Source organism: Roseateles oligotrophus (genome assembly GCF_025717515.1).
In the GTDB taxonomy this organism is placed as follows: domain Bacteria; phylum Pseudomonadota; class Gammaproteobacteria; order Burkholderiales; family Burkholderiaceae_C; genus Paucibacter_A; species Paucibacter_A oligotrophus.
Window position 1 is genome coordinate 163,484 of sequence record NZ_JAJIRN010000002.1, and the last position, 21,561, is coordinate 185,044.

The following is a 21,561-nucleotide window of genomic DNA, read 5'->3' on the forward strand; positions in this document are numbered from 1 at the left end:
GCGAAATACATAAATTTCGGAGACAAAATTGCATCAACAAAAAATTCTGACATACCTGTCGGGCCTGAGCCTCATGGCCGCGTCTATGGGTATGTCAGGCGCCGCCCATGCAGCGCTCAGTATCACCACCAACCACGACGGTGGCGACCCCGCCAAGCCGATGTACACCGTCGACACCAATGCGGGCCTGGTGTTCAAAGTGCGCGGCTATGACAATAAAGTCAGCACACAGTCGGCTGGCGATATTTCCAGCCTTATTTACAACGGTATTCAATATACCGATCAGACCCGCGGCACCCAGCTCAATAGCGGCGCCGATTTTCTGTACAAGGGTATCTCGGCAGTGGGCGTAAAAGCCGAGCTGGTCGATGCAGCCGGCAACGCAACACCGGCCAGCAATGCAAATGGCGGCGTGGTCAGCGGCAATGACTATGTCAAAATCACCCTGACCAGTGACAATCTGGCCGGCGGTGTGTTGACTCATTACTATATGGTCAAGCAGGGCGAGCCCAATATCTATATGGGCACGTATTTCACTGCCGAGCCCGATACGCTCAATTTGGTTCGCTATATCGTGCGGGTGCCGATCGGCGTCTTGCCAAATGGCACGGCGGCCGGCACGCCCGGAGGCCTGAGTCCCGATGGCTATTGGCCCGATGATTTGCGCGGCACCAGCGGCGCGATCGAGGCCAGCGATGTCTTCGGTTTCGCCAGCACCGACGCCCGTTATGGCCAGTCGCGCTCCAAACATTACTCGAATATGCGGCTGAAGGATTGGTCCTATATCGGCGGGACCGGCAATAACGTCGGCCTCTGGATCATGCGCGATAACAACGAGGGCAATTCCGGCGGGCCTTTTTATCGCAGCCTGCTGAATCAAATCACCGCCACCACCAATGAGCTGACCTATATCGTCAACTACGGCGAAGCACAGACCGAAGCCTACAGATTCAATCTGCTGAACAGCTACACCTTGATGTTCACCAACGGCCAGACGCCCAGCGCGCCCGACACCAGTTGGTTCAGCAAGCTCAATCTGCTCGGCTACGCCGGCCCGCTGCAACGTGGCGCGGTGGCTGTGGCCGGCTTGAGCGGCCGCTCGTCCAGTGCAAGCTACACCGCCGGCTTCGCCAATGCCCAGGCGCAATACTGGGCCGACGCCGACCCCGTCGACGGGAGTTTCAGCAGCGAGGGAATGCGGCCAGGCGACTATCTGATGACGATCTACAAGAACGAGATCGCCGTCGACCAGCGCAATATCAGCGTGACGGCCGAGCAGGTCACCGCTTTGCCCGCCATCGCCATCACCGGCGACCCCGACTCGGCGCTCGCACTGTGGCGCATCGGCAGCTGGGACGGCACGCCGCACGAGTTCATCAATGGTGACAAGCTGACCACCATGCACCCGTCCGATGTGCGCCTGAGCCCCTGGATAGTTCCGGACTATGTGGTGGGCAAATCCAGCCCCGCGACCGGATTTGCTGCCTACCAGTGGAAGGACTACAACGGTATCGTCAAGATCAAGTTCACGCTGCGCCGTGGCCAGACCCTGCCTTACACGGTGCGCGTGGGCACCACCGCCGAAATGGGTGGCGCCCGGCCTCAGATCAAGGTCAATGGCTGGAGCTCGGCGATCCCGCCCGCCACGCCGAAAGTTTCACGCAATCTGACGGTCGGCACCTACCGGGGCGTCAACCGGATGTATCAATTCAATATCCCCGCCAGCGAGTTGGTGGTGGGCGAGAACGTCATCAGCATTTCTCCGGTCAGCGGCACCAGCGGCAGCAAATTCCTCAGCCCAGGGATTGCTTATGACGCGGTCGACCTGATCAGAACCCCGCAGTGACCCCACCTCTCCTATTTGCAATTTGCACTCACAAGACCATCATGAAAAAAACTACTGTTTCCGCCTTGCTCACCCTGGCCTTGTCGGCCGCCAGCTTGTCGGCCGCGGCCGGCGTCGTTCAAACGTTCGGGGCCGGCTCGGCTCTCAACTATCCGGCGCAATATGCGGCGAATTTTGACGGCAACACCCTGCTGGCCAATCAATACAGTGAGGGTGGTCTCTTGTTCGGCTTTGTCGGCTCGGAAGACAACGGCGGCTGCGGTTTCGCCGGTGTCAATTGCGAAGCCAATCCGGGCGATAACTTCAGCGCCGCCTTCAGCGGCAACTACATGGGCACCGACGGCCTCGGCGCCTACATCAGCATCAAGTCCACACTGCGTGATCTGACGGCGATCGAGTTTGCGGTCGATTCCGGATACCTGGATATTTTTGGTTTCTGGCAGACCTTCAATGATTCGGTCAAGACCGGCTCGGGCAATTTCAATCTGGGCCCGGCCGGCGTCGGCGGCGTGATTGGTCTGAGCGACGCGGCCGGTTTCGACGAAGTGCGCTACTACGCCTTCTCGAGCGACAACAACACGAACATCACCAGGTTCAGCGCGCCGGCGCTGGATTCCGTGCGGGCCTTCTCGGTGCCGGAGCCAAGCTCTGCGGTTTTGGCTGCGCTGGCCGGCCTGGGCTGCTTGGCAACAAGGCGTCAATCAGCCAAATCGGCGAAATAAACCAAATCAGCTGAACGGAGATTCAAATGACAAACACCAAATTTCGCCTGGCAAGCCTGCTGCTGCTCGCCTTGCTGAACGCCGGCAACAGCTATGCGGCCTTCGGCCTCAGTTCCGACGCGTCGTTTCACACCATCGACACCGGCGCCGGCACCGTCTTCAAGATTCGCCGCATCGACAGCGGCTCCACCACCTCGCCCGGCGATATTGCCAGCCTCAAGTTCAATGGCATTGAAATCCAAGACCCGTCGCGCGGCTCGCAAATTGCCAGCGGCTTTGATTGGATCTACCAAAAACCCGGTACCGGGACCACGGCCGTCGCGATTGACGCCGCCGTCGTCAATAGCAATTTCATCAAAGTCACCGTCAGCGTCGTCAGCGCCGATGGCAATTTGACCCATTACTACATGGTCAAAAATGGCGACCCAAATATCTATATGGCGACCCACATCACGGCCGAACCCACGGTGGGTGAATTCCGCTGGATTTCACGTCTGAATGCCAGCGTCTTGACCGGCGTGCCGATCGAATCGAGTTTGATCGGCACCACCGGCGCGATCGAAAGCTCGGATATCTTCGGCTTCAATAGCGGAGCCAATCAGGGGCAAACGCGATCCAAGTATTTTGGCAATCAGCGCGCCATCGATTACTCGGTGCGCGGCGTGACCGGCGCGGGCGTCGGCATCTTCATGCTTTACGACAAGCGCGAGCGTGCCTCCGGCGGCCCCTTCTTCCGCGACATCCAGAACCAGAGCGGCGGCAATACCGAGCTCTACAACTATATGAACTCGGGGCATAACCAGACCGAGGCGTTTCGCATGGGTCTGAGCGGCCCCTACGCCTTGCTTCTCACCAATGGCAGCGCACCGTCGCTGCCCGATATGAGCTGGGTCGCCGATATGGGGTTGATCGGCTATGTGGCGCCGATAGACCGGGGCGCCGTGACGGTCGCTGGCCTGAGCGGGCGCGACAGCAACTACAACTACACCGTCGGTTTTGCCAATGCCGCAGCCCAATACTGGACGAAGGCCGATGCGGTGGACGGACATTTCAGCAAATCGGACATGCTGCCCGGCGTCTACACCATGACGGTGTACAAAAACGAGCTGGCGGTTGACACGCGCAGCGTCACCGTGACCGCCAACACCAGTTACGCGCTCAACCCACTGGTCATCACGGCCGACCCGAGCAGCAGCGCGGCGCTCTGGCGCATCGGCAACTGGGACGGCACGCCGCTGGAGTTCGTCAACGGCGACAAACTCAGCACCATGCATCCGTCGGACGTCCGCATGAGCAACTGGGTCGTGCCCGACTACATCATCGGCAGCTCGCAAGCCGGCAGCGGCTTCCCCGCCTACCAGTGGAAAGATATCAACGGCAATATCAACATCAAGTTCAATCTGCGGCGCGGCCAGGCCTTGCCCTACCGCTTGCGCGTGGGCATCACCGCAGCCTACAACGGCGCTCGCCCCCGGGTGCAGGTCAATGGGTGGGCCTCTGGCAGCCCCGCCTCCTCCACTCAACCCAAAAGCCGCAGCCTGACGATTGGGACCTATCGCGGCAATAACGCGATGTATACCTTTGACATTCCGGCCTCGGAACTGGTGGTGGGTCAAAACACCGTCACCCTCTTCCCCATCAGCGGCACGGCAGGCACAAAATTCCTGAGCCCCGGTTATGCCATTGATGCAGTGGACTTGATCAGAACACCTTGAACGAAAAGCCTCAGCTGCCCGCCTCAATCTGAGCGGGCCAGTCGCTTGGGGCGGCACGCAAACCGGCCGGCGCGCGAAAAGACGGTGCTCACAAACTCAAAGGCTCTGAGGGCTCCGCATAGGTCAAGTACTACAACGAGCAATATCTGCCCGAGTGGCACAAGGCCGGATTGCCGGAATGAGCAAAGTTCTCATAGTATTGAAATTTTTTGAGCGCCCAAAGGGGGACTGATCCCTTCAAATTCCACAGTCTTACCTTTCGGGAAACCAGTCACACGCACTAATCGGCTATCGCGGCAGTGCCAACTTCCAGTTGGCCATGTCGACCGTCACATGTTGGCACCGAGTTGCCGCGCAGTCAGTGCCCTCGAAATGTCCCGGCCTGCTACAGGCCGACAGTTCGAACAGGCGCCGCAAAGCTGACCTTCGGTTCGCCGACCGTTTTGGTCAACGTCGGCTTACGGGCGGTGATGCGGCCTCAAGGTCCCGGCCAGTTTGCACCAGCCAGCTGCCCTGAATAAGCTAAATCACGGCCGCCTACGGCACCGGCAGCCGCAGCGATTGGGTGAAGCGGTCGCCCGTGACCGGCTGGTAGGTCACCGTCGGCGTGTTCGACCAACTGCCCTCGCCGCCCAGCCGCAGCAGACTGGTACCGGGGCTGTCAGTCGACCGCGCGCAAGAGCGCCGAGCAGAGCTATTCGGGTGAAAGACCATGGCCCGCAGGCGTGGACTCCGGCAATGACAGCATCCCAGGCAATCGAGCGACCTTACCGGTCCAGCGGGAACTTGGTGCAACCCAATTTGCTGGAGATATCGCGACTGGCCGCAGTCAGCATCGCAATGATTTCCGGCGCCTTTTCCTCGTCATAGCGAAAGGTCGGAAACGAAACGCTCATGCCGGCAATCGGCTGGCTCAGTCGGTCAAAAATCGGGATACCCAGGCAGCGGATGTGCTCATCGAATTCTTCCCGGTCTTCGCCAAACCCTTGTGCCTTGACGCGCTCCAACTCGACCAAAAACGCCTGCCGGTCAACAATCGTTTTGTCGCGAAAGCGTTTGAACTCTGCGCCGTCGAGGATGCGGTCACGCCGCTCCGGATGCTCCCAGGCCATCAGCACTTTGCCGATGGCGGTGTTGTGCAGAGGCGCGCGGCGCCCGACCTTGGAGTACATGCCCAGGGTGTGGCGCGAATCGATCTTGTGCACATAGATGATCTCGCTGTCGATCAAGGTGCCCAGGTGGACCGTTTCCCCGGTCTTATCGGCCAGCATTTGCATGTGGTGTTTGGCCAAGTCGACCAAGTCCGGGTACTGCAAGGCCTTGGCGCCCAATTCGAACATGCGCATGGTCAAGCCATAGCGCTCGCTGTCGGCTTGCTGTTGAACATAACCCAGCGTCAACATGGTCTGCAAGAAACGATAGACGGTCGCCTTGGGCATGGCCAAACGGACCGACAGATCAGAAATGCCGGTCTCGCTGCGTTCCGACAAGGCCTGCAGGATCGCAAAAACCTTCAGTACTGCGGCAACCGACTCCGGCTGCTTGGCATCATTTGAGTCATCATCCATTTGTTCCAAATGCCTTGGTAAAGCGTTTCACTTGAATTGAATTATCCCCGACTTGGTCAAGAAGCCCATGCTGGCTTGCCCCAATCGAAGGCCGTGACGGGAGGAGACCTAGGGCAAAGTTTGGTTGCGGTATTCGAACAGGCGATTGGCTTGATCACCGCTGGCCGAAAAGGGGCGCCGCGATGTTGAAGCCGTCCAGGGGCCGATATGCGTACCCATTTGGCTCTCGCGCACCAGCGCCTGCCCGTTCGGCGAGACTCCCGCCGTCCAAGCCCCTTTGGGCACCGATTGATCCCAAGCGCGCCCAATCGCCACCGAGCCAGCCTGCAGGCCCGGTTCGGCCATAAAGCGACTGCGCAACACCAAAAAACCATGTGACCGAGCCGCCGATGTGCTGGGCGCCAACACGATGCCGCCCTTGCCAATTTCATCGGGGCTGCGCCGCCCAGAGCGGCTGAGAATTTCGGATTCCTCGATCACCAATTGGGCATCGCCGAACACAAAGTCCACGTCACCGGCAATCAAACTCCGATAGACCCAGACCCGGCTGACCGGCGCGCTGCCTTTGGCTGCGGCGTAGAAGGTGTCTTGATGGCCGAGTAAGCGTACGCTCTGCAATTGCAGCCGGTCGCCACGGGTCATCAACGCAACCGCTTGCGCGCCGCCAGTTTCGCCGACTTGGGCCGGGTAGCCCGCACCGGCACGCACGCCGTCCATCGCATCGTTGGCAATGCTTAGGTGTGCCAGCTGCACATCGTCGCTGAACAAGGCCAGCGTGGCGCTGCCCGAGGTGCCATAGGTGGCGGCCGCCAAATTGGGCTGGCAGCGATTGGCCGCGTCAAAACCGGCGCGCTTGGGCTCTGCGCTGTAATGCCCGGCGACCAGGGTCACCGCCGCAGCATCGGACGGGTCGCCATACAAGGTCAGCGGCGCTTTGTCTTGAATGCAGACGGCCTCGCGGTAGACGCCGGCTCGCAGGCGAATGAAATGCCGGGCTTGGTTGTCTTGTTTGGACGGCAAGGCATCGATCGCCGCTTGAAGCGTGCGGTGGGTGCCACTGCCGTCGGCAGCCACCACCAGGTCGGCCGGCCATTGCGCCGGGTCCGTCAAGGATTGCGGCCGCCAGTCACCCAAGTAGTCAGTGACTTGATACGCGCGCGCCTGGGCCTCGCTCAGCTGCGGCCTGGGCTGCGCCAGCAAAGGGCTGGCAGCCAATATCAGCAGCAATGACAACGGCAGCCAAGCAAGCATGGTTCAGCCCAAGTCGGCCAAATACAGCGCCGGCTCACCCTCGGCGTCGGAGCTGAACAAGACCTGTTTTTGATCCGGCGTGAAGCTGGGGTGCGGATGGGTCACCTGACGATTGCCCTTGTAGACGCGCCAGCTGCTGTCATGCCTTGCGATGGTGCGGCGCGTACCGGTCTTCAAATCGAACAGGTGCAGATAGGGGTCGTTCTTGATCTCGTGGCCGCTGGCATTGGCCACGTCGACCGGCGAGCCACTGCCGTCACCAACCAGCAGCGTGCCGTCGAAGTTACTCATTAAATGCGAGCAAGGCGGCATGGCCGTGATGCGCCGCGAGACAAGCGTGACCGGGTCCAGCGTGCAGATCCAGCGATCGGTCTGGCCTTCAAGATAAGACACAAAAATCATCTGCGAGCCGTCCGGCACCCAGAACTCATGGGTGATGCTCTCACCCTTTTCATGCGTCTTGCCGCAGCGCATATGGCTGCCGTCCTCATTGATGAACCACATGCGCGCGTCGATCAAGTCATGCGGCCCTTCATGGCAATAGGCGACCGTGTTGTCGTCAAACGGGCGGTACTGCGGATGGCCGAGCCAGCCGTCTTTTTCCAGAATCACCTCGCGCGCGCCGGTCGCCAGGTCGATGCGGATCAGCCGGCAGCGCGGCTTTTTGTGGAACATCTCGTGGAACTTCTGCCAGTCACTTAACGGGAACCAGTCATCGGCATGGATCTCAATGCCGACCATCTGGGTGCAACTGCTATTCGATACCCAAGTGCCATAGCCGACCCAGCCGGCGGGCACGGTGTAGGCGATGTCTTCGCTCAGATCGCTCAGATGCAGGCGGATCAGTTGCCGCTCGGCGCGCACAAAGTACAGATATTTGTCGTCCGGGCTCAGGAAACCGCCGAAGGTGTTTTCACCTGCCTGGTCGGTCAACTGAGTCGCGACCTGCGTCTGCAGATCGAGCAGGTGGTAGTTCCAGTTGGGGCTGGGCAAGGGGCCGAACTCCGCGCCAAAGATAAGCTTGCTGCCGTCATTGGTAAAGCATTTTTGGTAGAAATAATTGCGATGGCAGGTCACGTCCAAGGGCGTCAACCGGGTCACTTTGGCACCGGTGTCGGGGTCCTGGCGGGAGACGAATTGCATTTGTCGCTGCGTTGATTTGCTCATGGTGATTGCTCTTCTTTGCCTGCTCGGCACATCGGGTAATTCAAGAAAAATGGGCCACCCTCAGCGGCAGGCTGAGGATGGAGACCATAGACGGTTGGGGCTGATTGCCCGCCGTTCAGTTCCTTCTCCGGCTCTTCGGCCCTCTCTCGTATTTCTTCCTTGCCTGCAACTACTTGATACGCTTAAGTAAGGCATTACCTTCTTCGACCAGGCGTTTTGCAGCTTCTGCGTCCGTGGTCTTGCCATAAGCGACTGTCTCGAACACTTCGCGCATGAACTTTTGCATGCGAGCATGCTCGAACAGCGGCGCCGGCAGCTCGATTCGGCCGGCAAGCTTTTGCGCCTTGATCTGCGCATCGGCCTGCAACTCCAGCGCGGGCAGCGCCTTCTCGCGCTGCAGCAAGTCAAACTGCCGCTGCGCGCCGGGCACACCACGGGTCTTGCCGAGAATCAACGCAGCCTCGGGGTCGGTCAGCATGAAGTTGACAAAGCGGGCCGCCAATTCCGGTTGTTTGCTATTGCGCCCGACCGCGAACATCAAAGAGGGTCGGCCAAACATGCCGCTGTTGGCGGCACCGGGCAGCGTCGGAAACTCGCCCAAAGCCAATTTCTGCTGACTGTCCAGCGTGCTGGCGCGCAAGGAGATCGCACTGTCCCAGGTGTAGTTGCCGGCCCAGTTGCCGACCACCCAATCCTGCTGCTGTTCGGTGGCCTTCTCGGCGCCGCCCAGGCTGGCGCGCAGCGGCAGCGGTGTGGCTGTGTGACCATCCACCAGGCGCTTATAGGTCTGCACCCATTCCAGCGCCGCCGCCGGGCTCATGGCCACGCGCGGCTGCTTGGGGTCGAGATAAGCCATGCCATGCTTTTGATGCACATAGGCCTGCGACAGCAAAATCATGTCGTACAGCTCGCCGTCCAAAGGATAGGCATTGGGCCCGAGCTTTTGCTTGAATACCGCACCGGCGGCAAACAACTCGTCCCAGGTCTTGGGCAGGGGCAAGCCAGCGCGATCGAACGCCGCCTGATTCCATAAGAACACTCTGGCGCTATAGCCCACCGGCAGCGCATTGAGCTTGCCCGCCACGATGCCCATGCTCAGGTCTTGAGGTGTGAACTGATCCAGCGCCAAGACATGTTTGTATTGATTCAGATCGGTAAAGCCTGTGCCGCGCTTGGAGAACATGGCCATCCAGGCCCAGTTGATCTGCATCACGTCGGGCTCGGACCCGCCGGCGATCTGGGTCGTCAAACGTTCCAGATAACCGTTAAAGCCCATGTATTCGGCCTTGATCTTGAGGCCGGGGTTCTGGCGCTCAAAGGCGGCAATAGCTTTGAGCGTGGCCTGATGGCGCGCTCCACCGCCCCACCAGGCGAATCGCAAAACGGTGGGCTTGGCAGTATCGGCGGCATTTGCCGGGGCGTTGGCCAAAGCTACCAAACTGGCGGCGGCCAGCGCGAACAGCGAACGGCGTCGTTCAAATAGACTCATATCAACCTTCAGAGCAGCAGATTGGCGCCGCTGCCGTCTTCAGCGCCATCAAACAAATGGCTGCACCCGAGTTGCAGATGAAATGTATGGGCCACGCCGCGCGTCTTGCCGGCCAAGCTGCCGAGTTGGTCGGCCGGCACGCGGGCCGTCATGGGTACGTTGCCAATGTCGAAATGAACAAACACCTCGCTGCCCATGTGCTCGGAGAAACGCAGAGTCCCCGGCACCGAGAAGCTGTCCCCCTGCGGGCGCGCCTCGGCCGAGATATGTTCGGGCCGCAGGCCGAACTTGATAGCGCCGGTGCGCAGGCGCATGCGCTGCGCTTTCACCTCGGGCAAAGGCAAGACTTGACCCCCAAGCAACACCGCCAGCTCATTACCTTGCGCTTGCAGCGTCGCGGGATGGATATTCATTTCCGGCGAACCGATGAAGCTGGCCACAAAGGCATTCGCCGGCCGGTCGTACAGCGCGGTCGGGGTGTCGACCTGCTGGATCACGCCGTCCTTGAGCACGCAGATGCGCTCACCCATCGTCATCGCCTCGACCTGGTCATGGGTGACATAGACGACGGTGGCGGGCTGGCCCGATTCGCGCAGCGTGCGGTGCAGCTCGGTCAGTCGCACCCGCATCGAGGCACGCAGCTTGGCATCCAGATTCGACAGCGGCTCATCGAACAAAAACACCTCGGGCTTCTTGACGATGGCGCGACCCACCGCGACGCGCTGCGCCTGCCCGCCCGACAACTGCTTGGGGTAGCGGTCCAGCAGATGCTCCATTTCCAGCAACTGGGCCGCATGGCGTACGCGCCGGTCGACCTCGTCCTTTTTGGCGCCGCCGAGCTTCAAACCAAAGGCCAGGTTGTCGTAGACCTTCATATGCGGGTAGAGCGCATAGTTCTGAAACACCATCGCGATGCCGCGCGCCTTGGGCGCCAGGGTATTGACCAGCTTACCGCCGATATGCAACTCACCGCCGGTGATGGTCTCTAGGCCGGCAATCATGCGCAAGAGCGTGGACTTGGCGCAGCCCGAGGGGCCGACAAAGACCATGAACTCGCCGTCGCGGACTTCCAGGTCGACCCCATGCACGGCCTTGAAGCCATTCGGGTAGACCTTCTCGATTTTCTTCAGGCTTAACTGCGCCATGTTTTTGTCTCTCTTTAGCCTTTGATGCCGCTGCTGGCGGAACCTTCAATGAAATGGCGCTGGGCGGCGAAGAACACCGCGACCGATGGGATCAGCGCGACTACCGAGATCGCGATCACACTGGCCCACTCGACCTCCTCGGTGGCGCCTATGCTCATCTTCAGGGCCAGGGAGACAGGGTATTTCTCCACCGTCGCCAAATAGATCAGCGGGCCCATGAAGTCGTTCATGGTCCAGATGAACTGAAACACGATGACCGAAATGATGGCCGGCTTGAGCATCGGGACGATGATGTACCAGAGCAGCTGCAGCGCGTTGCAGCCATCGATCTGCGCCGCTTCTTCCATATCGCGCGGGATGCCGCGCAGAAACTGCACCAGCATGAAGACAAAGAAGGTATCGGTGGCAAATGCCGAGGGCAAGATCAGGGGCAGGTAGCTGTCTAACCAGCCAAACTCGCGGAACATCAGGTATTGCGGCAGGCGCAAGACTATCAGCGGCAACATCATTGTGCCGACCATGATGCTGAACAAAAACTTCTTGCCCCAGAACTCGAAGCGTGCAAAGGCATAGGCCACCAGCACGCAGGAGATCACCGTCACGATGATGCGCGGAATGACGATCAGAAAGCTGTTCAGGAAATAGGTCGCGAAGGTGTACTCGGTGCTGGTTTTCCAGCCCTTGGCATAAGCGCCGAAATCAAAACGGCTGGGCCAAAAGCCGACCTCGCTATAGATCTCGACATTGTTCTTGAACGAAGCACCGATCAGCCACGCCAGTGGGTACAACATCACCAACGCCACCGTGAACAAGGCCATATAGCGCAGCCATTGCCGGCCCTGGTCGCGGCCCAAGGTCAAGGCATCGGAACTCGCGGCGCCGCTCATTTGGAACTCTCCTTCTCGCCCGCATAGAAGACCCAGTATTTGGAGCTCCAGAACGAAATCGCGCTCAAACCACCGACCAGGGCGAACAAGACCCAGGACAGCGCCGCGCCATAGCCGAGATTGAAGTAGCGAAAGCTCTGGTCATAGATGTACAGCGCCAACACATAAGTGGAATGAAGTGGCCCGCCCTCGGTGATGGCGTAAGGGCCATTGAACTCCTGGAAGGCCTGCACCATCTGCATGATCATGTTGAAAAAGATAACGGGCGTGATCAAGGGCACGGTGATGCGGAAGAACTGCTGGCGCTTGCTGGCGCCGTCGATCTCGGCCGCCTCGTAAAGCGACACCGAAACGTTTTGCAGCGCGGCCAAAAAGATCACCATGGCCGAGCCGAACTGCCAGGTGAACAGCAGCACGATGGTCCAGAGCGAATAGTGCTCGTCGGCCAACCAGGCGATAGGCTCCAGGCCGAGCTTGATCATCATGAGATTGACGAGGCCCTGCTTGGCGAAGATAAAGCGCCACAGCACGGCGGTAGCGATCGAGCCGCCGAGTATGGACGGCAGGTAAAAAGCGGCGCGGAAGAAATTGATGCCGCGCAGCTTGTAATTCAGCACATGGGCGATGAAGAGCGCGAAGCCAACGCGCAGCGGCACGGCCAAGACGGCGAACAGCAGCGTGACGCCCAGCGATTTTCGAAACAGCGGGTCAGCCGTGGCGATCTCGCGGTAGTTGTCGAGGCCGACGAACACGGGCGGGTCCATCAGGTCGTATTGCGTGAAGCCGAGCGCGAAGCTCATCACGAAGGGGAACAGCTTGAAGCCCAGCACACCCAACACAAAGGGCAGCACGAACAGAAAGCCTAGTTTTTTGTTTTCATACATACACCGAGTCTCCGTCGGTATTTTCTGGAGACCCCGCTGCGCAGCAGCAGGGTTCGACCCCTCAAGCAGAGCCCGAGGAACCGGCTTCGCCGGGCCTCTGAGTTCCGCCAAGGCCAGAGGCCTTGGCCCTCGCCAGGCTCAAACAGTCCACAGGACTGTTTGTGTCCGGGCTCGGCCCCCTTGAGGGGGTGGCGCGCAGCGCCTACGGGGGTGGGCTATCTCGCCAGCCACCCGCCGTCCACGGCGACCGTGTAGCCATTGACATAGTCGGACGCCTTGGACGACAGGAACACCACCGGGCCGGCCAAGTCTTCCGGCGAACCCCAACGGCCGGCCGGTATGCGCTCAAGGATAGAGGCACTGCGGCCCTCGTCCGCGCGCAGCGCCGCGGTATTGTTGGTCGCCATATAGCCCGGCGCGATGCCGTTCACATTGATGCCATGCGAGGCCCATTCATTGGCCATAGCGCGGGTAATACCCATCACGGCGCTCTTGGAGGCCGTGTAAGACGGCACCCGCACGCCGCCTTGATAAGACAGCATCGAGGCCACATTGATGATCTTGCCGCCATTGCCCTGCGCGATGAATTGCTTGGCCGCAGCCTGCGAGAAGAAGAACACCGTCTTCAGGTTCAGGTCGATGACATCGTCCCAATCCTTTTCGCTGAATTTGATCGCGTCTTCGCGGCGGATGATGCCGGCGTTATTGACCAGAATGTCGATCTTGCCGGTCAAGGTCAACGCCTCTTTGATCAACCCGTCGATGCAACTGATGTCGGACAGATTGGCGCGCAAGTCCAGAAACCGCCGGCCGGTGGCCTCGACCTGCTGGCGTGTCTCGGTCGGCTCGGTGACATTGATGCCGACCACGTCGGCGCCGGCCTGCGCCAAGGCCAGGGCCATGCCCTGCCCCAAGCCGGTATTGCAGCCGGTGACGATGGCGACCTGACCGTTGAGTTGGAAGTTTTCGAGAATCATGATGGTTTGCTTTCGGTGTTCTTATTCAAAGCTCCAAAAGGGTGCGAGCTTTTGTAGCGAGCGGTCGTCAGGCTAGGCGGGCGAAGCACAGGAACCGGAACGTACGTCCTGTACGTGAGGATTCCGAGCATTCGTCCAACGACGCCTGGCGGCCGCGCAGTAAAAAGATCGCGGCCTTTCAACGCAAAGCGGTCATGGGCACATGATCCATGTCCTTGAAGACCTGGTTCTCGCCCACCATGCCCCAGATAAAGGTGTAGGCCTGGGTGCCCACGCCGGAGTGGATGGACCAGCTCGGGCTGATCACCGCCTGCTCATTGCGCACCACCAGATGGCGGGTCTGCGTCGGCTCGCCCATCATGTGGAAGACGGCGGCGTTCTCGTTCATATCGAAATAGAAATACACCTCCATGCGGCGGTCATGCTGGTGGCAAGGCATGGTGTTCCACAAGCTGCCCGGCTCCAACTGCGTCATGCCCATCAGCAATTGGCAGGTCGGCAGCACATCGGGCACCAGGAATTTGTAGATGGTGCGGCGGTTGCTGGTCTCGGGCGCGCCCAAGGTTTCTGGCGAAGCCTCGGCCAAAGTGACCTTGCGGTGTGGGTAAGCGGTATGCGCCGGTGCGCAGTTGAAGTAGAGCTTGGCCGGCGCGGCCGCGTCGACGCTCTCGAAAGCCAAGACCTTGGCGCCTTGACCTACATAAAGCGCTTCGCGCGCACCGACCTCGAAGACCTGCTCATCCACGGTGACGCGCGCCGCTCCGCCGATATTGATCAGCCCCAGTTCGCGGCGCTGCAGGAAAAAGTCAGTCCCTGTGTACTTGCCCAACTCGGCAGCGAAAGTCACCGGCTTGCTGACCGGCATGATGCCGCCAACGATGATGCGGTCGATCTGGCTATAGGTCAGCGTGGCCTCATCGGCCTTGAACATATCCTCCACCAGAAAATGGCGGCGCAAGCCTTCGGTATCGAGGCTGCGGGCATGTTCGCTGTGAACGGGTTGACGGACTTGCATGGTGTATTCCTTCTGCTCGGCTGGGTTCTAAAGCGCCCTGAATTGGCGCTTTAACTTGTGATTTTGGTCTTGCTGGGTGCAAGCGTAACTCATGTTAGTGCTTTCCCGGAATAATGGTTTCTATTTAGTGAACCAGTGTTTCATTTTTTTCCACAAGCGGTATAGTAAACCCAATCGCAGCCTCAAGTCCTGCCAAATTGGCAACAAAAGGCAGTGGACAAGACAAACGCAATGACCGCAGGAGCCCCGAACCGATGAACGCCTACTTTGACAATGCCGCCACGCCCTGGACCGAGTTGGGCGACGGCATACGCCGCAAGATCGTCGGCCACACGCCCGAGTTGATGTCGGTGCTGGTGCAGTTTGATCTGGGCGCCGTCGGCACCGTGCATGCGCATGACGAACATGACCAAATTGCCTTTGTGATCAGCGGCGAGTTTGAGGCCGAGGTCGGCGGGGTCAAAAAAATCTTGCGAGTCGGCGACGCCTTCATCGCCCCGCGATTGACAACTCACGGCGTGGTCGCGCTTGCCGCCAACAGCACCCTCTTGGATCAGTTTTCTCCCCGCCGCGAGGATTACCTCTAAGCAGCCTCCCCCGGTCCGGCGCACTGCAGTGCTGAGGCCGAATGAAGTATTCACAGCGCCCTGCGCGCGCTGCCTCGCTCCGTACCACCGGTCTACAAGCGTGCAAAGACACGTCAAAACGGGCACCCCAGCTTTGTGCGCCGCCTCTGCCTGCGGCGCACTCTTTGAACAACAGCAGGAGACAAACCATGCAAGCTCAGCTCGACAAAAACGTTAGCAAGCACCGCAACAAATTCCGTCCCAATGCCCTCGTCATGTCGGTCATTTCGATGGCGGTTTTGAGCGCGATCGGCAGCGCTCAAGCGCAAGAAGCGCCCAAGCCAGCGCCCGCCGCCGAGGCCAGAAAGCCCGAATCGCTTGACACCATCTCGGTGACCGGCTTTCGCGCCTCCTTGGAGACGGCCTTGCGCGCCAAGCGCGACGAAAACAGCATCGTTGACGTCATCAAGGCCGAGGACATGGGCAAGTTCCCAGACACCAATTTGGCCGAGTCGCTGCAACGCGTTCCCGGCGTGGTGATCGACCGTGACGCCGGTGAAGGCCGCTCCATCACCGTACGCGGTTTGGGGCAAGACTTCACCCGCGTGCGCATCAATGGCATCGAGGCGCTGGCCACCACCGGCGGCACCGACAGCTCGGGCGGCGCCAACCGTTCACGCGGCTTTGACTTCAACGTCTTTGCGGCCGACCTGTTCAGTTCGCTGACCGTACGCAAGAGCAGCTCCGCCGATATCGACGAAGGATCGCTGGGCGCCACGGTTGACCTGCAAACGACCCGCCCCCTGGACCTCAAAGCAGGTTTCACCGGTGCCATGTCGATCAAGGGCATGTACAACGACCTGTCCGGCAAAACCACGCCCAAGGCCTCCTTCCTGCTGTCGAACACCTTCGCCGACAAGAAAATTGGTGTTCTGTTCTCGGGCGCTTATTCCAAACGCGAGGTCTTGGAAGAAGGCTTCAGCACCGTGCGCTGGGACAACGGCATCTCCTCAGGCGGCTGGTGCCCGCCGCAAGGCGCAACCCTCGCCGCTGGCACCACGCTGCCTACGGGCTCTACCGCGACGACCTGCGGCCCGGCCGCCAACGGTGTGCCTCGGCTGGCCAATACCCCCGCCAACCAAGCCGCCTACCAGGAGGCCAGCAAAGCCGAGAACTTCCACCCCCGCCTGCCGCGCTATGGCCGTCTGACCCACGACCAAGAACGCCTGGGCCTGACCGGCTCCTTCCAGATCAAGCCGGCCGAAGGCACTTTGGTCACCGTCGACATGCTCTACTCCAAGCTCGACGCAACCCGCAAGGAAGACTTCCTCGAAGCAATCTCCTTCAGCCGCTCCTTGTCGCAGGGCGGTAAGCCTCAGACCAGCGTGCTGGCGACCGAATATGCACCCAACGGCGCCCTGCTCTACGGCAAGTACAACGGCGTCGATATCCGCTCGGAGTCGCGTTTCGATCAGCTGTCCACCACCTTCACCCAGCCCACTTTGACGCTGGAGCAGGACCTGACCGATACCTTGAAGCTCAACGCCAAGTTCGGCCGTGCCACCTCCAAGTTCAGGAACCCGATCCAGACCACCACCACCTTGGATGCCGCCAATGTGCAGGGTTATGAGATGGACTTCCGCAATAGCGACCGCCTGCCCGTCCTGAACTACGGCTCGCTCAACCCGTCCGATCCGAATGGGGCCTTGAAGGTCATCGGTGTGCCGGTCGGCTCGGCCAGCATCAGCAACTTCACCCCCAGCGAAGTGCGTATCCGCCCGAACGGCACCACCAATACCAATGACCTGGCGCATTTGGATCTGGCCTGGGAGCTCAATGACAAGCTGACGCTGAAAGTCGGCGGCGACTACAAGAAGTTCAAGTTCGAGACCTATGAGGCACGCCGCACGGTCGAAACCATGAACACGCCGCCTGCCTCCGTGCCGCTAGGCAATCTGGTCACCAGCTTGAGCGGTTTCGGCAAAGGCCAAAACCTGCCCGCCGGCACCGTCACCAGCTGGGTGCTGCCCGACCTGAACGCCATCAGCAGCGCCTACGATATCTATTGCAACTGCCTGAAAACCGGCGCGGCCGGCGGCCCCGGTGACTACACGCTGACATCCATCACCAACAGCAACGCGCGCGGCAACAACCGCACGGTGACCGAAACCGACAGCGGTGGCTTCGCAATGGCGGACTTCACCACCGATCTTGGCGGCATCCCGCTGCGCGGCAACGTCGGCGTGCGCTATGTGAAGACCAAGATGAACGCGGATGGCTATCTGGCCACGGCCGGTGGCACCGCGGTCACCGCAGAAAACAGCTATGACGACTGGCTGCCCGCGATGAACGTGGCCGCCAACCTGAGCAAGAACTTGATCCTGCGCGGCGCCGTCGCCAAGGTCATGTCCAGGCCTCAGTTGGCCAACCTGAGCCCGGGCGGCACACTCAGCACCACCGGCACCTTGAGCTATACCGGCGGCAACCCGCTGCTCAAGCCCTTCCGCGCCGACACCTTCGACACCAGCCTCGAGTGGTACCACGAGAAGAACGCCTTCGTCGGCCTGGGTCTGTTCCAGAAGAACATCAAGACCTATATCCAGACCGTCAAGACCAATGTGCCGTACAACCAGACCGGCTTGCCGATGTCTTTGTTGCCGGCGGGCATGACAGGCGAGGAAGTCTTCGCGGTCTCAGCACCTATCAACACCAACGGCGGCAAGCTCAGCGGCTTCGAGCTCAATATCCAGCAGCCCTTCAGCTTCCTGCCCGGCTTCGGCAAGAACTTTGGCGCGCTGTTCAACTACACCTATGTGAAGTCGCAGATCGAGTACGTCGTCTCCCCCACCAGCACGGCCACGATCACCGACGATCTGATCAACTTGTCGCCGCGCAGCTACAACGCCACGCTGTATTACGACGACGGCACCTTCAGTGCACGGGTGTCGGGCTCGGCGCGTGAGGCCTATCTGACCCGCGTGCCAGGGCAGAACAACAACGATGTCGAAGGCAAGAACAAGACCTTCAACGTTGATGCGTCGATCTCCTACAAGGTCAATGACAAGCTTGATATCACCCTGGAAGGCGTCAACCTGACCAACCAGCCCAATGATCAATACATCAGCAGCCAGCGCGACAGCGTGGTGGTCAATAACGTGACCGGGCGTGAGTACCTGATCGGCTTTCGCTACAAGTTCTAAGCGTCGAGTCGCTTAGCGCAGCAAAGCCAAAAGGGGTGCGAGTGCAAGCTTGGCACCCTTTTTTTTTTGCCGCCTGCGGGCCCTGAAGAGAGGCCTCGGCAGACGCTTTGGAGATCCCATGTCGAACGATTTGTCCGCAGACCTGGCCAAGTCCAGCGAGCGGCGCGCGATATTGCAGCAATGTTGCGCGCTGGCTTTGGCGGTCGGTGCTTGCGCCTGCCCGCCCGCTTGGGCTGCAGCCGATTTACCCCTCGTCAACCCGCCATCGCCACCACCCGCTCCGCCGCCGCTGGCCACCGTCCACCCTGCCCTGCATCTGGCCGGCGACTCCACCATGGCGGACAAGCCGCTGGCGCCACCTAACCCCGAACGCGGCTGGGGCCAAATGTTTCGCGAGCGGGTCAAAGAGCCGGCTCGCATCGTCAACCACGCGGTCAATGGCCGCAGCAGCAAGAACTTTCAGGACGAAGGCCGCTGGGCTCATCTGCTGGGGCAACTGCAGCCGGGTGACTTTGTGCTGATCCAGTTCGGTCACAACGACGCAAAAATAGAGGACCCGGCACGCTACGCCGCCGCGCACGGCGCCTACCGCGACAACCTGCGGCTGTTCGTGCGCGATGTGCGTGCACGCGGCGCCACGCCCTTGCTGGCGACCTCCTTGATGCGGCGCGAGTTTGACGCCGCCGGCCGTTTGAAAGACACGCATGCCGACTACCCGGTCGTGATGCGGGAAGTCGCCGCTGAATTGGAGGTGCCCTTGCTGGACTTGCACCGTGCCAGCGCGGTACTGCTGAACGCGCTCGGCCCGGCTCAATCCGAACCCCTGTTTCTCTGGGCCAAGCCCGGTGAGTTTGAACGTTACCCGGCGGGCAAGCAAGACAACACCCATTTCAGCGAAGCCGGTGCACGCGCCATGGCCGGCCTGGCCGAACAAACGCTGCGGCTGCAACACCATCCGCTCTGCACCTGGTTGAAAGCCGCTGTCTGAGGTCTACAGCCTTGCCCTCCCACCAACACCATCAACGACGAGATCAGCCCGCATGAAATCCCACCAGCTTTTCGCCAGGGCGCTGGCTTTGGGCGCACTCATGCTCCTGAGCAGCAGCACTGCATTTGCACAAGCAGAGGACAGCGAGCCTACCGAGCAGTCGACCGTGCAGGCCTCGCAGCCAAGCAGCAGCCCGAGCGCAAAGAAGCTGCCGGCCCAGACCATAGAAGATTTCGCGCGCGCACCCTTGCTGCAGCATGTGCAGCTATCTCCCGATGGCAAACAAATTGCCGCCGTCCTCAACCAAGGCAAGCTCAGTGTGCTCGTGACCCGCCCTGTCAAGGGCGGCACCTTCAAGCAACTGATGGCCAGCGACAATCTGGAGTACCAGTTCAACTGGCTGCGCTGGGTCAACGCCGATCGTTTGGTGGTCAGCTTGCGCTACCCCAGCACGCGCCAAGTGAGCTGGTTCAGCAGCGCCGACAGCATGGAATCGCGTCTCTTGGCGGTCAACGCCGATGGCTCTCGCCTGATCAATCTCAGCCGAATGCGGGGCCAAGAAGACATCGCTCAAGCGCTCGACCAAGCGGTGGTGATTGACTGGTTGGCCGACGATGGCCATCACATCCTGATGAGCCAGCCGAACGCCAAATTCAGCGGCGCGCCCGCCGTCTTCAAAGTCAATGTCGACACCGGCGCGCGGCAATTGCTGCGCGATTCCATGAACGACATCCTCACCTGGGTCACCGATGCTCAACATCGTGTGCGGGTCGGCGTCAGTTTCACCGAGGGCAGACAATCGCTTTGGGTGAGCGACCCCGAAGGCAAGACGTGGCGGCTGGCTCGAAGCTTCGGCTTGCTGGATTCGGCGCGCATCACACCCTTGGGCTTCGGCCTTGATCCGCAGACGCTCTATGTCATTGCCATGCATGAAGGCTTCCAAGCCATCCACACCATGGATCTGAGCGATCCGGCATTGCCGCTGAGTTTGAAGTTCCAGCAAAAAGCCAGCAGAGACTTGGACGGCCACCTGCTGTATTCCAGCAAGACCGGTGAGGCGGTGGGCTTCGTCTCCAACGGCCAGAATGCTGGCGCCTACTTTTGGAGCGAGGACCACAAAGCCTTGGTGGACCGCATAGACAAAGCCTTGCCCAAACGCGCCAATCGCATCGTGCAATTGGTGGACCAAGATGATGTCTACCTGCTGCGCTCTTTCGGCAACGGCAAGCCCGGTGAATACATGGTCGGTCAGCGCAGCAAGGGCGCATTGGCGGTGCTGGCCGAGCTCAACGCGCAGCTCGACCCAGAACATCTGGCCTTGAAGCGCAGCATCCGCTTCAAGGCCCGCGACGGCCTGCCTTTGCAGGCCTACTTGAGCCTGCCGCGCGGCGTGCCGAGCAAGGGGCTGCCGCTGGTGGTGTTGCCGCATGGCGGCCCGCAAGCATCGACCGGCAGCGAGTTCGAAACCTGGCCCGCCTTTCTGGCGGAGCGGGGATACGCGGTCTTGCAGGTCAATTTCCGCGGCTCCACCGGCTTTGGTCAGGCCTTTATGGAGGCTGGCCTCAAGCGCTGGGGCCTGGAGATGCAAGATGACCTCAGCGACGGCGTTGCGGAACTGGTCAAACGCGGTACGGTCGATCCGCAACGCGTGGCGATTGTCGGCGCCAGCTATGGCGGCTATGCCGCCTTGATGGGGGTGGTCAAAGCCCCGCAGCAATACCGCGGCGCCTTCGCTTTTGCGCCACTCACCGATCTGGTCGAGTACGCGCGCGAGATCGCGAACAACCGTGTGTGGATCAGCACCCATGCGCTTGAGCGGCAGATCGGCAGCCTGGCCTCCGACCGGGCTCGCCTTGAAGCCACTTCACCAAGGCTGCAAGCGGCCAAGATCGAAGTCCCGGTGGTGCTGGTGCACGGCACGCTGGACCGCCAAACCCCTTACGAGCACAGCGTCTGGATGGCCGACGCACTCAAGGCCGCCGGCAAAGACTATCGCTTCATCAGCCAAGACCGCGGCGACCATCAACTGAGCCACCAGCCCTACCATCTGCAACTGCTGCAAGAGCTGGATGCTTTCTTGCTGAAGGTCTTGGGCCCCGGGGCGATGCCGCAGGCCAAACCATAGATTCAGGCTGCCAAAG

The 21,561-nt window shown here is 60.5% G+C and carries 16 protein-coding genes; 7 read left to right on the top strand and 9 right to left on the bottom strand.

What is annotated here, in order from left to right; all coding sequences use genetic code 11:
• Positions 1-28 precede the first annotated feature (28 nt).
• From LNV07_RS04010 to LNV07_RS04020, 3 genes are read left to right on the top strand one after another with little or no spacing between them, the layout of a single operon-like run.
• On the top strand, positions 29-1,846 hold the full coding sequence (locus LNV07_RS04010; RefSeq protein ID WP_263569891.1) for a rhamnogalacturonan lyase B N-terminal domain-containing protein: 1,818 nt from the start codon (positions 29-31) through the stop codon (positions 1,844-1,846).
• A 41-nt stretch (positions 1,847-1,887) separates the two neighbouring features.
• Positions 1,888-2,568, top strand: coding sequence for a hypothetical protein (locus tag LNV07_RS04015; protein ID WP_263569892.1), 681 nt, complete (start codon positions 1,888-1,890; stop codon positions 2,566-2,568).
• Positions 2,569-2,594: 26 nt separating this feature from the next.
• Positions 2,595-4,283, top strand: a complete 1,689-nt coding sequence (locus tag LNV07_RS04020; protein WP_263569893.1) for a rhamnogalacturonan lyase B N-terminal domain-containing protein — start codon at positions 2,595-2,597, stop codon at positions 4,281-4,283.
• A gap of 767 nt (positions 4,284-5,050) precedes the next feature.
• On the opposite strand, the gene kdgR is transcribed toward LNV07_RS04020, so the two are convergent.
• From kdgR to kduI, 9 genes are all read right to left on the bottom strand, one after another.
• Positions 5,051-5,851: a DNA-binding transcriptional regulator KdgR gene (gene kdgR / locus LNV07_RS04025; RefSeq protein WP_263569894.1), complete on the bottom strand. Its 801-nt coding sequence runs from the start codon at positions 5,849-5,851 to the stop codon at positions 5,051-5,053.
• A 108-nt stretch (positions 5,852-5,959) separates the two neighbouring features.
• Positions 5,960-7,102: a pectinesterase family protein gene (locus LNV07_RS04030; RefSeq protein ID WP_263569895.1), complete on the bottom strand. Its 1,143-nt coding sequence runs from the start codon at positions 7,100-7,102 to the stop codon at positions 5,960-5,962.
• A gap of 3 nt (positions 7,103-7,105) precedes the next feature.
• The gene (locus tag LNV07_RS04035) at positions 7,106-8,269 is read right to left on the bottom strand and encodes an oligogalacturonate lyase family protein (protein WP_263569896.1); all 1,164 of its coding nucleotides are present in this window, start codon (positions 8,267-8,269) and stop codon (positions 7,106-7,108) included.
• A gap of 169 nt (positions 8,270-8,438) precedes the next feature.
• Positions 8,439-9,758 carry an ABC transporter substrate-binding protein gene (locus LNV07_RS04040; RefSeq protein ID WP_263569897.1) on the bottom strand — a complete coding sequence of 440 codons (1,320 nt, stop codon included), beginning with the start codon at positions 9,756-9,758 and terminating at the stop codon, positions 8,439-8,441.
• 8 nt (positions 9,759-9,766) lie between these two features.
• Positions 9,767-10,903 (bottom strand): ABC transporter ATP-binding protein, encoded by a 1,137-nt coding sequence (locus tag LNV07_RS04045; protein ID WP_263569898.1) that lies wholly within the window; start codon positions 10,901-10,903, stop codon positions 9,767-9,769.
• A gap of 14 nt (positions 10,904-10,917) precedes the next feature.
• Positions 10,918-11,790, bottom strand: a complete 873-nt coding sequence (locus LNV07_RS04050) for a carbohydrate ABC transporter permease (RefSeq protein WP_263569899.1) — start codon at positions 11,788-11,790, stop codon at positions 10,918-10,920.
• Positions 11,787-12,674 (bottom strand): carbohydrate ABC transporter permease, encoded by an 888-nt coding sequence (locus LNV07_RS04055; protein WP_263569900.1) that lies wholly within the window; start codon positions 12,672-12,674, stop codon positions 11,787-11,789. Before LNV07_RS04055 ends, LNV07_RS04050 begins: the two co-directional genes overlap by 4 nt.
• Before the next feature lie 215 nt (positions 12,675-12,889).
• The gene (gene kduD, locus LNV07_RS04060) at positions 12,890-13,651 is read right to left on the bottom strand and encodes a 2-dehydro-3-deoxy-D-gluconate 5-dehydrogenase KduD (protein ID WP_273601084.1); all 762 of its coding nucleotides are present in this window, start codon (positions 13,649-13,651) and stop codon (positions 12,890-12,892) included.
• Positions 13,652-13,829: 178 nt separating this feature from the next.
• Positions 13,830-14,666 (bottom strand): 5-dehydro-4-deoxy-D-glucuronate isomerase, encoded by an 837-nt coding sequence (kduI, locus tag LNV07_RS04065; RefSeq protein ID WP_263569901.1) that lies wholly within the window; start codon positions 14,664-14,666, stop codon positions 13,830-13,832.
• Positions 14,667-14,920: 254 nt separating this feature from the next.
• Here kduI and LNV07_RS04070 point away from each other — a divergent pair, with 254 nt between their 5' ends.
• The 4 genes from LNV07_RS04070 to LNV07_RS04085 all read left to right on the top strand — a co-directional run bounded on the left by LNV07_RS04070 (position 14,921) and on the right by LNV07_RS04085 (position 21,545).
• Complete coding sequence (locus tag LNV07_RS04070) at positions 14,921-15,253, top strand: cupin domain-containing protein (protein WP_263569902.1); 333 nt, start codon at positions 14,921-14,923, stop codon at positions 15,251-15,253.
• Positions 15,254-15,441: 188 nt separating this feature from the next.
• Complete coding sequence (locus LNV07_RS04075; RefSeq protein WP_263569903.1) at positions 15,442-18,432, top strand: TonB-dependent receptor; 2,991 nt, start codon at positions 15,442-15,444, stop codon at positions 18,430-18,432.
• Positions 18,433-18,550: 118 nt separating this feature from the next.
• Entirely contained in the window at positions 18,551-19,420 is an 870-nt protein-coding gene (locus LNV07_RS04080) for a rhamnogalacturonan acetylesterase (RefSeq protein ID WP_263569904.1), read from the top strand.
• A gap of 52 nt (positions 19,421-19,472) precedes the next feature.
• Positions 19,473-21,545 (top strand): S9 family peptidase, encoded by a 2,073-nt coding sequence (locus LNV07_RS04085; protein WP_263569905.1) that lies wholly within the window; start codon positions 19,473-19,475, stop codon positions 21,543-21,545.
• Positions 21,546-21,561 lie beyond the last annotated feature (16 nt).